The 14940-nt window shown below is 65.9% G+C and carries 16 protein-coding genes and 4 tRNA genes; 11 read left to right on the top strand and 9 right to left on the bottom strand.

Going from position 1 to position 14940, the window contains the following annotated elements; all coding sequences use genetic code 11:
* Positions 1-361 precede the first annotated feature (361 nt).
* The 8 genes from OCU_RS41340 (at position 362) to OCU_RS41305 (ending at position 7793) form a co-directional block, all read left to right on the top strand.
* Complete coding sequence (locus tag OCU_RS41340) at positions 362-1522, top strand: tyrosine-type recombinase/integrase (protein ID WP_014380569.1); 1161 nt, start codon at positions 362-364, stop codon at positions 1520-1522.
* Between the two features lies 1 nt (position 1523).
* Positions 1524-1916 (top strand): hypothetical protein, encoded by a 393-nt coding sequence (locus tag OCU_RS41335; RefSeq protein ID WP_148278277.1) that lies wholly within the window; start codon positions 1524-1526, stop codon positions 1914-1916.
* Between the two features lie 88 nt (positions 1917-2004).
* Positions 2005-2226 carry an excisionase family DNA-binding protein gene (locus tag OCU_RS50575; protein ID WP_014380567.1) on the top strand — a complete coding sequence of 74 codons (222 nt, stop codon included), beginning with the start codon at positions 2005-2007 and terminating at the stop codon, positions 2224-2226.
* A 394-nt stretch (positions 2227-2620) separates the two neighbouring features.
* On the top strand, positions 2621-3970 hold the full coding sequence (locus tag OCU_RS41325) for an AAA family ATPase (RefSeq protein WP_158520010.1): 1350 nt from the start codon (positions 2621-2623) through the stop codon (positions 3968-3970).
* A 635-nt stretch (positions 3971-4605) separates the two neighbouring features.
* Positions 4606-5121, top strand: coding sequence for a hypothetical protein (locus OCU_RS41320; protein ID WP_041787085.1), 516 nt, complete (start codon positions 4606-4608; stop codon positions 5119-5121).
* A gap of 142 nt (positions 5122-5263) precedes the next feature.
* A complete protein-coding gene (locus OCU_RS41315) occupies positions 5264-5791 on the top strand; it encodes an HK97 family phage prohead protease (protein WP_014380561.1) in 528 nt (175 codons plus the stop codon).
* Between the two features lie 3 nt (positions 5792-5794).
* Complete coding sequence (locus tag OCU_RS41310) at positions 5795-7225, top strand: phage major capsid protein (RefSeq protein WP_014380560.1); 1431 nt, start codon at positions 5795-5797, stop codon at positions 7223-7225.
* Between the two features lie 94 nt (positions 7226-7319).
* Entirely contained in the window at positions 7320-7793 is a 474-nt protein-coding gene (locus OCU_RS41305; protein ID WP_041787084.1) for a phage terminase small subunit P27 family, read from the top strand.
* Between the two features lie 195 nt (positions 7794-7988).
* On the opposite strand, the gene OCU_RS50565 is transcribed toward OCU_RS41305, so the two are convergent.
* From OCU_RS50565 to OCU_RS41275, 6 genes are all read right to left on the bottom strand, one after another.
* Positions 7989-8687, bottom strand: coding sequence for a DUF732 domain-containing protein (locus tag OCU_RS50565; RefSeq protein WP_014380557.1), 699 nt, complete (start codon positions 8685-8687; stop codon positions 7989-7991).
* Between the two features lie 41 nt (positions 8688-8728).
* Positions 8729-8917 (bottom strand): hypothetical protein, encoded by a 189-nt coding sequence (locus OCU_RS41295; protein ID WP_148278275.1) that lies wholly within the window; start codon positions 8915-8917, stop codon positions 8729-8731.
* 35 nt (positions 8918-8952) lie between these two features.
* Positions 8953-9399 (bottom strand): hypothetical protein, encoded by a 447-nt coding sequence (locus OCU_RS41290; RefSeq protein ID WP_041787081.1) that lies wholly within the window; start codon positions 9397-9399, stop codon positions 8953-8955.
* Between the two features lie 108 nt (positions 9400-9507).
* Positions 9508-9582 (bottom strand) — tRNA-Val (locus OCU_RS41285).
* 16 nt (positions 9583-9598) lie between these two features.
* Positions 9599-9672: transfer RNA gene (locus OCU_RS41280), tRNA-Cys, on the bottom strand.
* 28 nt (positions 9673-9700) lie between these two features.
* A tRNA-Gly gene (locus OCU_RS41275) sits at positions 9701-9773 on the bottom strand.
* A 182-nt stretch (positions 9774-9955) separates the two neighbouring features.
* Here OCU_RS41275 and OCU_RS41270 point away from each other — a divergent pair.
* The 3 genes from OCU_RS41270 to OCU_RS41260 all read left to right on the top strand — a co-directional run bounded on the left by OCU_RS41270 (position 9956) and on the right by OCU_RS41260 (position 11852).
* Positions 9956-10027 (top strand) — tRNA-Val (locus OCU_RS41270).
* A 214-nt stretch (positions 10028-10241) separates the two neighbouring features.
* On the top strand, positions 10242-10679 hold the full coding sequence (locus OCU_RS41265; RefSeq protein ID WP_080587940.1) for an SRPBCC family protein: 438 nt from the start codon (positions 10242-10244) through the stop codon (positions 10677-10679).
* A 333-nt stretch (positions 10680-11012) separates the two neighbouring features.
* A complete protein-coding gene (locus tag OCU_RS41260) occupies positions 11013-11852 on the top strand; it encodes an enoyl-CoA hydratase/isomerase family protein (protein ID WP_014380553.1) in 840 nt (279 codons plus the stop codon).
* Here OCU_RS41260 and OCU_RS41255 read toward each other — a convergent pair.
* The 3 genes from OCU_RS41255 to OCU_RS41245 form a co-directional block, all read right to left on the bottom strand.
* Positions 11847-12632, bottom strand: a complete 786-nt coding sequence (locus tag OCU_RS41255; RefSeq protein WP_014380552.1) for an MBL fold metallo-hydrolase — start codon at positions 12630-12632, stop codon at positions 11847-11849. The two genes, OCU_RS41260 and OCU_RS41255, sit on opposite strands and share 6 nt — an antisense overlap.
* An 8-nt stretch (positions 12633-12640) precedes the next feature.
* Positions 12641-14188, bottom strand: coding sequence for a long-chain-fatty-acid--CoA ligase (locus tag OCU_RS41250; RefSeq protein WP_014380551.1), 1548 nt, complete (start codon positions 14186-14188; stop codon positions 12641-12643).
* A 70-nt stretch (positions 14189-14258) separates the two neighbouring features.
* Positions 14259-14843 carry a hypothetical protein gene (locus OCU_RS41245; RefSeq protein WP_014380550.1) on the bottom strand — a complete coding sequence of 195 codons (585 nt, stop codon included), beginning with the start codon at positions 14841-14843 and terminating at the stop codon, positions 14259-14261.
* Positions 14844-14940: the final 97 nt, after the last annotated feature.

Genomic DNA, 14940 nt, shown 5'->3' with positions numbered 1-14940 from the left:
CATATTCGACCGTCGCACGCTCAAGGTGTTGGACGGCTTCGTCGGAGCATGACTCGCTACGCAATCGGCGATGTCCGTCTCGGCGCTCGCGCATGCCAGCTACATGAGATCGTCTCGATGCCTAGCTACGGCGGTTAAGCAGTACCGATGTGGTGCGCGATACTGGGATTGAACCAGTTCACATAGTTTGCTAGCGTGGACATATTGACCAGCGCAAATAGTGGCTCTACCTGCACTAGTGCTGATCAGTATAGCGGAATCTCATGGAATGTCACGGAAACTTGGTACAGTTTTGTTAGCTCACAACGAGTTCACGTAGTTCACGCCAGTGCACAGCGGAGTATCGCAGACAGGGGCGTCCGTGGTTAGGGGACAGGGCCGCAAGCCGCAGAAGCGCGGTGCGTTCGGCACCGCGCACAAACTACCCAGTGGGCGCTACCGGGCGATGTACCGCGGGCCTGACGGGCGCCGCTACACAGCACCCAGGACATTTCTAACCGAAAAGGACGCCCGCGGCTGGCTATCGCTGCGGCAGTCGGAGATCATCCGCAAAGCGTGGGTGCCGCCCGAGGCGGACGAGATGCCGCAGCCGAAACTGATCTTCGAGACCTACTCCAAGACGTGGATGGCCCAGCGCGACCTCAAAGACCGAACTCGCGAACACTACGAGAAGTTGCTTGCGAATCACATCGTTCCCACGTTCGGGGCGCTGCCGATCGCGTCGATCACTGCTGACGACGTGAGGGCCTGGCACGCCAAGATGGGCACCAAAACACCGACACTGCGCGCCCATGCCTACGGGCTTCTGCGCACCATCATGGGGACCGCACTTAGCGACGGCAAGATCAAGACGAATCCGTGCGTGATCCGCGGCGCCGGCAGCGCGCGGCGCGTCCACAAGATCAGGCCAGCGTCACTTGACGAAATAGCGACCATCGCCCAGGAGATGCCCGAGCGTTATCGGGCGATGGTCCTACTTGCGGCATGGTGTGCGCTGCGCTTCGGTGAGCTGACCGAGCTACGTCGCAAGGACATCACCGTAGTCGAGCCGGCCGACGAGCCACAGGACGCCTACGGCGTTGTTCGCGTCGAGCGAGCCGTGGTCCGCACCGAGGGCGGATTCGTGCCCACCACGCCCAAGAGTGACGCTGGGCGTCGCGACGTCGAGATCCCTCCGCACCTGTTGCCCGTGATCAAAGATCACCTTCAGCGTTTCGTCGACGATGACAAAGAGGCCCTATTGTTTCCCGCCGTGCAAGGCGGCCACCTGGCGCCAGCCAGCTTGTACCGCCAGTTCTATAGGGCACGCTCAGTGGCCAAACGCGACGACCTCCGTTGGCACGACCTACGCCACAGCGGTGCTGTATTAGCTGCGGCTACCGGTGCCACGCTCGCGGAACTGATGGCACGCCTTGGGCATTCGACGCCACAGGCCGCCATGCGATACCAGCACGCCGCGCAAGGCCGCGACCGCCAGATCGCGGCGCTGCTGTCGAAAATGGTTCAAGACAAAGGGGAGTGACGTGCCTAACTATGCGGTTATTTGCTGCGGAAGACCGCTCGCGCTGATTGTCGATCAGCGCCCAGATCGGCCAGTAATCGTTGTGACAGAGAAGGGTTCGGCTCAGGTTGTAATCGGTTCGCCCGGCGCCGTAGAGATGGGCGACGGCGAAGCTGCTGTAACGCTGCCTCAGGAACAGCTGACGTCGGCCTGGACCGAGGCCTCGGTCACGGAATCGTCCCTCAAAGGGCACACCACGTGGATCATTCGCTGCAACCAGGGTCGCGACCACGCGCAGGACTTGCAGCTACAAATGCGGGACGAGCGGCTAGCGGCCATCGTTGATTTGTTGGACGTCATGAGCCGACACGAAATTCCTCTTAGCGAGTTGATCCGCCAAAATCATCAACTCTAGGTGTAACGTTTCCACTGCGCTCATGTAGCGCCACGTCCCCGGACAATCCGGTTAGGCGGTCGACACTTCGACGCCTACGGAGTCCGAAATGGCAAATCATCTTGGTCGACCCAACAAGCTAAACGCTTCCGGGGGCCGCCGCTACGTCAAGATCAGCGAAGCTGCGGAGTATCTACAAGTCACCGACCGCACGATCAGACAAATGGTGTCTGACGGGCGGCTGACCGCCTACCGCTCCGGAAAGCGGCTAATCCGCCTGGATCTCAACGAAATTGACGCTGCAATGCAGCCCTTCGGCGGTGCAGCGTGAGTCCGCCTGATAAAGAAAGCCGCCTCGCGGGCAACGAGGCGGCCTCCACAACAGCAGCGGATGACAACAATGTACCCCTCAGACCCCGCCTGTGCCGGGTGCCATGCACACCGCCGCCCCGGGACACTTCAACCCAGCTCCGACGTCGGCGGCTCGCGGCACATCGAAGTGTGCCGCTCGACTGCGGATGCCGTGACCCCTGGCCATGCCGCTGCACCGAGCCGCCCCTGTCCGACAAAGCAATTGACGGATGGCGCGATGCCGCCGAGCACGTGCTGGCGACTGGCCAAATTCCACTGACGCCTTTGGACGTCCGTCGCGCATTGTGGCGTCGTGGCGGCCGCGACCGGGAGCTCGCCGAATTTCTGCACCACGCATGCGGCGAGGTGCTCGCATGAACGCGGCTGTCAGCCGCGCCTCCACGGTCGCGCTGACTCGACTGTCCGACGTAAAGCCAGAGCGTGTTACGTGGTTATGGCAGGGTTGGCTTCCGCGCGGCAAGCCGGTCACTCTCGACGGCGATCCAGGCCTTGGAAAGTCCACCCTGTCAGACGAATTCGCAGCAGTAGTCACCACTGGCGGCCAATGGCCGGACGGTACCCGATGCGAGTACCCGGGATCCGTTCTGCTGATGTCGGCAGAAGACGGCTTAGCCGATACAGTGCGTCCCCGCCTGGATGCGGCGGGCGCTGACGTCACGAAGGTTCACGCAATTGAGGGCATTCCCCTCGTCGACGAGGACGGCGAACGAGTGTTGCGCCCGCCGACCTTGGCCGACGTCCTGGCCTTGGAGGAAGCCATCATCGAGACTGACGCGCGACTGCTCGTCGTCGATGTCATCATGGCTTACCTTCCCACCGGCACGGACTCCCACAAGGACCAAGACATCCGACGAGTGCTATCACGCCTGGCCGCACTGGCGGACAGAACCGGTTGCACAGTACTGCTTCTCCGCCATCTGAATAAGGCGAAGGGCGGCGATCCCCTCTACCGCGGCGGCGGCTCAATCGGCATTGTCGGCGCTGCGCGCGCCGGGATGCTCGTGGCGCCAGACCCCGAGGACCCCGAACGGCGAGTTCTCGCCTCGGTCAAATCCAACCTCGGCCCACGACCCGACTCCCTGGCATACCGGCTCATCGAGGCCGGCGACCACGGTGTGGCCCGGGTGCAGTGGGAAGGCCAGACCAACCACACCGCGCACACCTTGCTGTCCGATCCACGTGACGAAGATCAGGGCGCAGCCACCGAGGCCGAACAGTGGCTGTCCGATTACCTGACCGAGCAAGGCGCGGCACCATCGAAAGCTGTCAAGGTCGGCGCCGCGAAGGTCGGAATCCGCGAACGAACGCTACAACGCGCCGTCAAGTCGCTCGGCGTCGTCGTCGAAAGCCGCGGCTTTCCAAGGGTGACGTGGTGGCATCTGGACAGTCCCGCCAACCACAGTGCCGACACCCCCGCCTCTCAAAACCTTGGCGCGACTGGCACAACTGGCGACGACCTGCAGGAACACAATGGCGCGACTGCGCCAAATCTGCAGTCGCGCCAACTGTTTGAGACGGGCGCAACTGGCATTCCACCCGGTGGTCTGAAACCAGATACCCCCGGCCAAACCGACCGCGTCATGGTCGCCCTGGCTAACGCCAACGCCCGGCTAAACCCACCGCCCATCTGTCCCGAATGCTCGCGCGCACCCGCCCGGTCTGACACCGGAGTCTGTGACTTCTGCACGGCGAAGGCGAGCTGATGACCACCGCCGCGCACGTCGACCGCCGGCACGCGCGCGTCGTCAGCTTTCAATCAGACCCAGACGGGCGCCTCACGTCCTTCGAGGTGCGATGTCCATATTGCAGAGGCCGCCACGCACACTCCGCCCGGCGCTCAACCGAGTACGCGCATGCATGGTGCGGTACGCCCGCCGGCGCGTACGAAGTCCTCTGGCCGCCCACACCTCTTGTAAATACAACACCTGAACCGGCCGACACATCTCTGACGACCGCCCTCGCACCGGAGGCATCGTGAGCACCGCCAACGTCAGCCTGGACCTGACACCGATACTCGGCGAGATAGCGCGACGATGGAATCGCATAGCGCCCAGCGACTTGACCGCGACCGAAGCACTACAGCTCCTGCACGTACTCGTCGAGATAACGCACCGCCTCGACGACGAAGACCACACCCAACCCGCGCAGGTGATCCCACTCAGGGCCAGGCAACCATGACCGCCGCGGCACGAGCTCGAGCCCAATCGCCCGGGGGGTGGGCACCGGTCGCGCACGGCGACCTCGCAGCGACCGCTTGCCCAGCATTTCTGCTCCATAGTCACGTTTCGCATGTCCAGAATTGCCATCCCCAACCAGCCCCCACCGGAAGGAACGAACCATGACCGAGAACCAGATCTCGCCCGATTTCGGCGACTATCGCCGCGCTGCTGTACTCACCCTGCACGCTCGCCGCGGCGACACCGCTGGTGTGATCGCGATCGTTGACGAGACCAATAATGCTGATCGCGCGGTCCAGCTTCTCTTTGCTCTTCTCGGCTTTCATAGACATCTAATCGTGCGGCTCCGTAGCGATGAGGGGTTGAGCCTGCTCGCGGACTACATACATGGCATGACGAAGCTCGACATATCAGCCACCGATCCCGGAGCTATCGCCATGGTCCGCGCGGCCCAGGTTCTTGATTTGCACGGTTACAACGACGTGGACGGGATCGCTCGTGTGATGAATGCCGCCACGGCCGATGGCCACCCAACTGAGACGTTCCTGCGATTGCTCGATCATTACGAAGCGGCGTTGCCGGAACTCACCTCTTCGGCCGGGGTCGCGTGGCTTGAGGCACAGATTGCCGCGCTTGCTGGTGAGGAGCACCGGCCCGACGACGGCGGGTCGGAGTGAAATTCCGTGTCTTGTACGCGGTTTGCGGTACGCTGATTTGCAGCTCGGTATGTCGCCGGCGCCGGGAGCCGAAAAGGTTCGGCCAACCCGGACAAGCGCTCACCATGCAAGACCGCTTCCGCATACGCAGAAGGCGACTACCTTGAGCGCTCAAATCCTGTTCCGCAACGCCGAATTGACTCCCGGGGCCGGTCGCACGGTTCACGGCATCGCCGTGCCGTACGGCCAGGACGCTGAGGTCAGTGATGGTGGCCCGGCATATCGCGAGCGTTTCGAGTTCGGGGCATTTCGTCGCAGCATCGCCGAACGGGGCCACAAGGTGCGGCTGTTCGGCAATCACCAGACGCGACAGTTCCCGGTTGGCCGGGCGGTGGAGCTGCGCGAGGAACGCGACGGGCTGCATGCGGCCTTTGACATCGTGGCCACACGCGACGGCGACGACGCACTCGAGCTGGTCCGCTCGGGAACAGTCGACTCGTTCAGTGTGGGATTCGCGGCCATCCGTCATCACTCAGTTGGTGGTGTCGTGGTCCGCACCGAGGCGGCGCTGCGTGAAGTGAGCCTGACCGCGATGCCGGCCTATTCCGGTGCGCTGGTGCAGGGTGTGCGGTCCCAACTTGTCATTACTCGATCCGTGGCGCAGGCCCGGCTCGACCTCCTTGATTGGTGAACCATGACTGAAATTGCAATCAACGACATGACCATTGAGCAGACCCGCGCTGCGGCGCAGGAGCTGCTCGATTCGACGACCGGCGACCTGGCCGGCGCCGACGCCGAGCGCTTCGAGGCCCTGCGGGCCCGCGCCGAGCAGATCCGTGACCAGGAACGTCAGCGGACCACCGCGGCCCGCGACCTGGTGCAGCGCTTGGCCGCCGGTGAGCTTCGCACCGAAGCCGGCAGCCCCCAGGACCGCGGCGACCGCGATGAGGACCGCTCGCCCGCTGTCCGGCAGCGCGACGACGCGATGCGCGTGCTTGAACGCCACGTCAAAGCCGGCAAGCTCAACGAGCGCGGCGCCGAGCTGGTCGAAGCCCTCATGTGCTCGGGTCCGGCTCCCTCACAAACCTGGACGCAGCGTTACGCGGCCGCGGCTGGCGCCGAGGCATACGAGCGCGCGTTCGCCAAACTGGTGGGCAACCCTACGCATGGGCATCTGACCTGGACGGGCGAAGAGGCCGCCGCCTACCGGGCCGTGGCGGAGGTGCAAGCCGAGCAGCGCGCAATGTCGCTCACGGACAGCGCCGGCGGATACATGGTGCCGTTGACGCTGGACCCGACGATCATGTTGACCTCGGATGGCTCGACGAATCCGCTGCGCCAGATCAGCCGCGTCGCGCAAACCACCAGCGACACCTGGCAAGGCGTCACCAGCGCCGGTGTGACCGCCGAGTGGACCGCAGAAGCCGCCGAGGTCGCCGATGCCAGCCCTACGCTGGATGGCCCGTCGATCCCGGTGTCCAAGGGTGATGCGTTCGTGCCGTTCAGTTTCGAAGTCGAAGGCGACGCGCTCGGATTCATGCAAGAGCTGTCCAAGCTGCTCGCCGATGCCGCTGACCAGCTCACCGCCACCGCGTACACCACAGGTAGCGGATCCGGGCAGCCCACCGGTGTCATCACCGCAGTAGCCGCCGCGTCCGGTTCGCTCGTGTCTCCCAAGACCGCCGAAACACTGTCCCCCGACGACGTTTATGCGGTACAGAATGCGTTGCCGCCGCGTTTCCAGCCGCGCGCATCGTGGAATGCGAACCTGGCGATCCTCAACAGCTTGCGGCAGTTCGAGACCTCCAACGGGGCGTTGAAGTTCCCCGAAATGGCCGCGAATCCTCCGATGTTGTTGGGCCGCAAGGTTTTTGAAAACTCCAACATGGACGGAACCATCAACCCCGCCGCGAGCGAATCGAATTACTCGCTGCTGTATGGCGACTTCGCCGCCGGGTTCGTGATCGTCGATCGTATCGGGAGCACGCTCGAGCTGGTGCCCCACTTGTTCGGTGCTAACCGCCGGCCCACCGGGCAGCGCGGCGCTCTGTTGTGGTTCCGCACCGGCTCAGACGTGGTCATCCCCAACGCGTTCCGGCTGCTGTCGATCCCGACGACCGCATAGAAAGCTTCCTGCGGCGGGGACCGCAGCCGCTTCGGTGAGTTCCCGGTGAGCGGCCCCGCCGCAGGACCACCCGATCCGCAAGGGAGCTGACGATATGGGTAAACGTGGTCCAGCCTCGGCGCCGGCTGCGCTGAAGCTGTTGAACGGTGTCGGGCCGGGACGTGACTCGGGTGGCCGGAAGGTGCCGACACCGCCGAAATTCGAGCGGTGTGCACCAGATTGCCCGGACTGGCTGCCGCCGGATGCGCGCGACATGTGGGAGCGCACCGTCCCGGAGCTTGAGCGGCTCGATCTGCTCAAGGAGATAGACCTTGGCGTGCTGGCCGCTTACTGCCTCGCCTGGGATCAGCTCGTCCAGGCTGTGAATGCGTATCAGGCGCAGGGTTTCACGACTGCCAACAAGCGGAGCGGCCGAGTGACGGTCAATCCCGTGGTGGCCACTGCGCGGGCCGCCATGCGCGACCTGCTCACCCTCGCGCGAGAGCTAGGGTGCACCCCGTCTGCCGAGGCGAACCTTGCCACCACCATGCCAGCCGACGACGACGCCGACGACCCATTTAGTAGTTAGGGCGTGGTCCCCGAACTAGCCCATCCAGCCGAGCGTGCCGGCATCACTGCCGGGAAGGGTGCAGCCACTGGCGATTACCGCCGTGAGCGCCAAGACGACGACGAGGCTGATACGCGCGGTGACAGCAGACATTTCGACTCCAATCCCCAGATCACAGAGCGTACGGGCGTGGAAGCGGACTGTCAGGCGAATCGGTTACTTAGCGTTGGGGCAGTAGACCTGGATCGCTGAGTCCACCAGTGTGTGTGCGTTTGCGTCGGTGAGGCTCGCGTTGTTGCCCATCGCCACCTGTACTGCTTCGGGTTCCGTGTGCCCGGCCTCGAGGAACCGGCACACGTTGCGGGCGCCGGTGAGCACGGTGTGGACGTCGGTGATCTGTAGGCCGCCGGCGGTCATCGCCGAGAGGTACCGCTCGTCGAGCTCGGCCGCCGACGGCCGCGGCGGCGCCGCCGCGACAGGTGTCGGTGTCACCACCATCGTCGACACGCTAGGCGGGACAGCCACAGGCGTCGGCGCCATCGTCTTCACCGGCCGCGGCGCCTGGGCCACCACATCAGGATCTCCCCGGCTCGATTCTGGAAGAGGCGACCATGACGTCGGCGGCGCCAACGTCGCACCCGTAGGCAACTCAGGCGCCCGGCCGCGCTGCTCCTGCAGCAACGCATACCCGACCGCGGCGACCGCCAACACAGCAACCGCAGCACACACGACGATCACCGCTGTCACACCCCACGCCGACCACCACGACAACACCACAGGCTCAGGAACATCATCATCCTGCGACCACGCCAACTCTCGGCCCGGTTGGGGCGCCCGCGGCAGGAACTCCGTCGCATCATTCGCCGGCCCGGCGGCCGTCACCGGCTGGCCGTCATCGTGCTCGTTGACGCTCATTCCCGGACCTCGTGTTCGCACGTGTCCCCCAACAGGATTATTCACCGCACGACCCGCAACCCGCGGCCTTTTGGCGGGTCGCTATCAGGAACACCGAACTCGAGATCGAAGACCGCGATGAGGGCCGCAATGAGGCGCGCCGGCCAATAATCGGCGGGATGTTCCTCGAATCGCTGCACCAATTCGGTTCGGAGATGATCGAGCTTGCGCTCATCGTCGTGTGTGGTCATCGTGCCCCCGTCGATCGCGTGGCTTCGATAGTGACTCATCTTCTGCCTTCCAGAATGGCCGCCCACTCGGAGCGAAGGTCGTTGCTGACCTTCGCTAAAGCCAAGATGTCCTCGTAGCTGTAGGCGGCGATGTCGGATATTCCGGCGCTATCCGGGGTGCCATCGATGCGCGCCTCGAAGGTGATGCTGTCGTCATGGCCGTCGGCCCAGCGGATCAATTCGCCGACAACCTCACCGGAGAACTCCCCCGAAACCGCGGTCGACATAACGTGCGAGACCGGATGACCGCAGGCTTTGGATATGACAATGGCGTCCTCGGCGCTCGGCTGCGAATGGCGGAAGATGCCGCGCCGCCCCAGCCAGGAACCGTGGATGCCCTCAATGAGCTCGGACGACTCAAGGCAGTTGGGCGTGTGCCGGCCGATGCCATGGCAGCAAGAACGGGTGGTGGAATCAACGGGGCGATGGTTGGTCGTGGTCATGGCTAGCTACCTCTCAGAAAGGTTGCTAGCGCCCTTTGTGACCAGTTCACATGCAGTTCATGCGAACTGATTCGCGTCGCAGATTATGCCTCTGAACTTTACGAAACCTGGTGCGCGATACTGGGATTGAACCAGTGACCTCTTCCGTGTCAGGGAAGCGCTCTCCCGCTGAGCTAATCGCGCCGGGGAAACCAAAGCTTGGAGGTGGAGACGGGAATCGAACCCGTGTGCACGGCTTTGCAGGCCGTTGCCTCACCACTCGGCCACTCCACCGTTGGGGTCCACGCCACTTGCACCTTCGAGCGGATGACGGGATTCGAACCCGCGACCCTCACCTTGGCAAGGTGATGCGCTACCAACTGCGCTACATCCGCGCGCCTCGGACGAGATCGTCGCCCGGTGCGAAGCACGACGATAGTCCACGTGAGCGGGCACATACAAATTTCTTGGTACGAGCCGTGTCTAGGCTATCGCGTCGCGCCCGGCATGCCGATGCGGCCGGTATCGTCGGGGTCTGCACGTGCTAGTCTTCGACGTCGTTCGCCATCTCGGCGCCGGTCCCGTGGCTCAGTGGGAGAGCGTCCGCTTCACACGCGGAAGGTCGCTGGTTCGATCCCAGCCGGGACCACACATCGACCCAGGTCACTGAGCAGTTGGCCCCCATCAACCCGGCTTTCTCGCTGGCCCCCTCCTGCAGCGAAGTGGCATCACCCGCGCGTCCTGGGCGCGGCCCGCTTGGTGCGCCGTGTCGGGTTAACCGCTCGGCGAGACGAAGTCGCCGCCACACCCCCGAGGACACGCTGCCCTTGCCGGAACGCGCCCGCTGGGCCACCATGAACCGAGTGAGTAAGGTAACCCTAACTACCGAGCTGCCGATCCCCGCCGAGACCGCGGCCGCCCTGGCCCGCAAGCCCGAGCTGATGCGCCATGTGCTGAGCCCCGTGCTGCGGATCTACCGCCTCGACGTCCCCGAGCGCATCGAGGTCGGCACCCAGGGATCGGCGCGGTTCTGGTGGTTCGGCGTGATCCCCGCCTGGACCCACCACCTCACCATCAAGCGCCTCGAACCGACCGAGATCTACACCAACGAGCACGGGGGACCGGTCCGCACGTGGAACCACCGCCTGACGTTTGAACCCATCGACGAGCGCAGCTGCCGCTACACCGACGAGATCGAAACCGACGACGGCCTGCATGGCCTACTGACCCGCGCCTTCGTCCGGCTCATGTTTCGCCATCGGCATCGGCGGTGGCGAAAGCTCGCGCAGATCCTGCGATAACGCGAGCGGCTTCGCGAAAGCCCGCGTCCATCAACGAATAGCGCTTCCGATCCGAGCGACTACTACCCGCCCGCGCGATGGGTACAGCTGTAGAGGACGACTCACAGCAACAGAGGAAGGGATCATGGGAGACACGGCTCGAGATCCGCTCGAGCATCAACGGTCCAGCCGCCCGCGGGTTGGCCAAGCCCTGAAAAATCCCGCCAAAGCCCCGGGTTTGCTTCTGGTGGGCACCGAGAGCCGCGGCCGGCCCTGAAACCGCATTCGGGGTGGCGCCCGGCCCCGCGGATACTGTAAGAGCTACAGTAGCGGCGCCGACCCGAGAGGAGCCCCGTGGCGCAGAACCCTTCGACTCCGCCGAGCACCCCCCGCCCTCCCGAGGGAGACTGGCTGGGCACGCCCTATCTGCGCTTCGAGCGCCAGGGACCGATCGCGGTGTGCACCATCGACCGCCCCGACGCGCGCAACGCCCTGAGCCCCGCGATGTACTTCGGAATCCGTTATGCCGTCGGACGTCTCAACGAGGACCCGGACCTGGCCGGGCTGGTGCTCACCGGAACCGGCGATGTCTTCGCGCCCGGCGGCGACATGGGCGGCGGGGGAGGCGAGGACAACTGGATCACGTTCGGCTCCGCGCTGGGCATGGACGTGACGCCGTTCGACGCGGTGCGCACCTCGGCCAAGCCCATCGTGTCCGCGGTCAACGGGCTGTGCCAGGGCGGCGGATTCCAGATCGCGCTGTGCAGCGACCTGTCGGTGGTGAGCGATCGGGCGACCTTCCGGGTGCCCGAGTTGTTCCGCGGCTACGCAGACACCTACTACAGCCAGATGCTCACCCGCGTCATCGGTCCGGTGCGCACCCGCGACCTCATGTTCACCGGACGGGTGCTGACCGCGGTCGAAGCCCTCGACTGGGGCCTGGTCACCCGGGTGGTGCCGCACGAGGGCCTGCTGGACGCGGCGAAAGACGTACTCGCGCAATGCTGTCGGACCGCGCCGCGCGCCCGCGGCGTCATCAAGTCCAGCATCGACAGTTACCTGGGCCTGTATGACCGGATCGGCATGACCTCCAGCCTGTCCGACGCCGAGGCCATCGAGGGCTTCCGCTCGTTCAAGGAACGCCGCTCGCCCGACTGGGTGCATCCGGAACTGCGCGTCGAGGGACGCCTATAACTCGATCCATTCCCCGTGGGGCGCAACCTTGAGCAGGCTGCTGATGCCGGCCTGATCGAACGCGGCGACGAATTCGTCGACGCCCTCGCTGAAGTGGGCCCAGCCGTCGACATGGGCCGGGATCACCGCCTTGGCGCCGAGCACCTCGGCGGCGGCGGCCGCGCGCGCCGCGGTCAGCGTCAACGGCCGCCCGCGCTCCTTGGTGGGCACGCTCGCCGCCCCGGCGAACAGCACCGCGATATCGACCTGCCCGACCCGATCGGCGACGTCCTTGACCGCGCTCATCGAGGCGTTGTCGCCGCTGAGGTACACCGTCGGCAACCCGGGCCCCGACAGCACAAAGCCGGTCACCTCGCAGTTGATGTGGCCGCCGTCGTCCCGTTGCCCGTCGGCGGGGCCGTGCACGGCCGGAACCGCTTGCGCGGTAAGCGATCCGGGCCCACCGCCAAGCTCATGGGATTCCCAGGGCGCCAACCCGACCGCGGGCGGGCCCAGCCGGCCGGCCGCCCCGGGATGGGTGAGCAGCAGCGGCGCGGCCACCGCCATGCGCCGGCCGTCGTCGTCGAAGTTGTCGGGATGCTGGTCGTGGCTGACCAACACCGCATCCACCGGGCCCAGGGCGCCGGCGCTCACCGCGGGACCGGTCAGCTTGGTCAGGTAGGCGTGCACCCCGGGCGGGTCGAAGGTCGGGTCCATCACGATCCTGCGGCCCGCGATGTCGATCACCGTCGTCGGGCCGCCCAGCACACTGATCGCGCAGTCACGCCGCCGCGCGTCCACACGGCCGCTCATATTCCGCGGGACCGGTCTCGCCAAAACGGTTCCCGCAGCTGCGTTTTGAGGATCTTCCCGCTCGCGTTGCGGGGGAGCTCCGACACGAAATCCACGGTGCGTGGGCATTTGAAGCCCGCCAGATGCTGTCGACAGAATTCGATGATGCCGGCGGGATCGGCCTCGCCGTCGGCCACCACGATCGCCTTGACCGACTCTCCCCAGAAGTCGTCGGGCACCCCGATCACCGCGGCATCGGCCACGGCGGGATGCTCGATGAGCACGCTTTCCACCTCGGGGCCGTACACGTTCTCACCGCCGGTGATGATCATGTCCTTGAGGCGGTCCTCGATGTAGACGTAGTCGTCGGCGTCGAGGCGCCCGACGTCGCCGGTGCGCACCCAGTCGTCGGCGGTGATCGTCTCGGCGGTCGCCTCCGGGCGGTTGAGGTACCCGGTCATGTTCTGGTTGCTGCGCACCCACACCTCACCGGACTGTCCGGGCGGCAACGAGGCGCCCGTCTCGGGGTCGACGATGCGAATCTCGCAGCCCAGCACCGCCTTTCCGGCCGAGAGTTGCAATTCGGGTCGCGCCGAATCGCGGTGGTCGGCGTCGGACAGGGCCGTCACCGCGCCGCACAGCTCGGTCTGCCCGTACACCTGCACGAATTTCGTGCCCGGCCACGTCGACAGCGCCCGATGCAGCAACGGCAGCGGCATCGGCGCCGCGCCGTAGACGATGTAGCGCAGGCCGGCGATGGCGGCGGTCGCCGCCTCACCCGCCTGCAGGAACCGGGCGATCACCGGCGGCACGAAGAACGCGTGGGTGGCGCCGGCGCGCACCGCGCCGATCAGCGTCGCGGCATCGGGTTCGCGGGTCAGGAAACTCGGTGCGCCCGAACGGATCCCGAACAGCGCGTAGCCGATCCCGCCCACATGGAACAGCGGCATGGCGACCAGGTTCGCGTCCCCGTCGGCGAACGGGAACGCCGGCGCGAGGTTCGCCGCGTGATTGACCAGCGCGCGCTGGCTGAGCAGCACGCCCTTGGGCCGTCCGGTGGTGCCCGAGCTGTAGATCACCAGCGCGGTCTCGTTCGGGTCGAGCCCCGCGTCGGCCTCGGCCGGTGACGCCGCGGCGAGCAACGATTCGTACTCCTCGCCGACCTCGATGATGCGTTCCAGGCCGGGTACCCGCTCGGCGGCCGCCTCGGCGGCGGCGCGCAGCTCAGCGCCGACCAGCAGCACGCGGGCCCCGCTGTCGGCGAGCACGTGGACGAGCTCGTCGCCGATCACCCGCCAGTTGACGACGGTGGTGACCACTCCGATGGAGGCCCCGGCGATCAGCACCTCGAGGCAGGCGGGATGGTTCTTGTCCAGGAACGCCACGCACTGGCCCCGCTCGATCCCGGCGTCGCGCAGCGCCCCCGCGGCGCGACGGATCCGCGAGCTCCAGTCGGCCCACGACCACTGGCGCTCGCCGTAGCGGATCGCGATCGCCTCGGGCCGCTGCAGGGCGTGTCGTTCGACGATCCCGGCGAGCGTCTCCGCCGTGTCGGTTTGTGGCATGAACCCCTCCGCGTTCGATGTGTTCCACTCGGTAATACGGGATCGCTGTGCCGCGCCCGACGGCGGGGCGTCATTCCATGGAGCCGACCATCATTCCGCCGTCGCCCGCGGCTTGGGTGGTCGCGCCGCTGCCTTGCCGGAAGTCGATGAATGCCGAGCGCCCGTTCGACGTGTTCAGCAGCTCGGTGAACGTGCCGATCACCGGAATCGTGCCCTGCGGGTTCACCACGCCGGCCGTGTAGTTGAGGGACGCTTGCTGCTGAAAGTTGGGCCCCTGCAGCGGCGTGACGTCGGGAGCCGTCAATCGATTCACACCGGTCAAGATGGCCGATGCGCCGCTCACGTACTGGTCGATGTCGGCTTGCAGAACCGCCGCGGCGTCGGTGCCGCCGGCGTGTTTGACGGTGATCCGCATCTGCGCGCTGGTGTCGGCGTTGTTCAGCGCCACCCAGTTCGGGCCGCGGTTTCCCAGCGTCCAGCCGGGCGCGGGGGTGACCGAGACGCCCTGCGCGATGGCGATCGCCTCGCCGGAGGCCAGCGCTATCCCGACGGGTGCGTGGGGGCCGACGAGGACGACCGCCGCGGCGGCGACCGCTCTCAGCGCCCGCCGGCCGGTTGCACGCGGGGAGGGCGCCTGCGGCTGAGTCGATGACATCGTTGTTCCTCACTCTCTGGGCGGCGCGGATTCGAGCGCGGTCCTATCGTCCTCCGGCGCCAGGGCCGATGTCCAAGATGGGCTCGCTATGAGTCGA

Source organism: Mycobacterium intracellulare ATCC 13950 (assembly GCF_000277125.1).
GTDB classification, from domain to species: domain Bacteria; phylum Actinomycetota; class Actinomycetes; order Mycobacteriales; family Mycobacteriaceae; genus Mycobacterium; species Mycobacterium intracellulare.
Note: the sequence above shows the minus strand (reverse complement) of the source record. Positions and strands in the feature narration are given on the sequence as shown.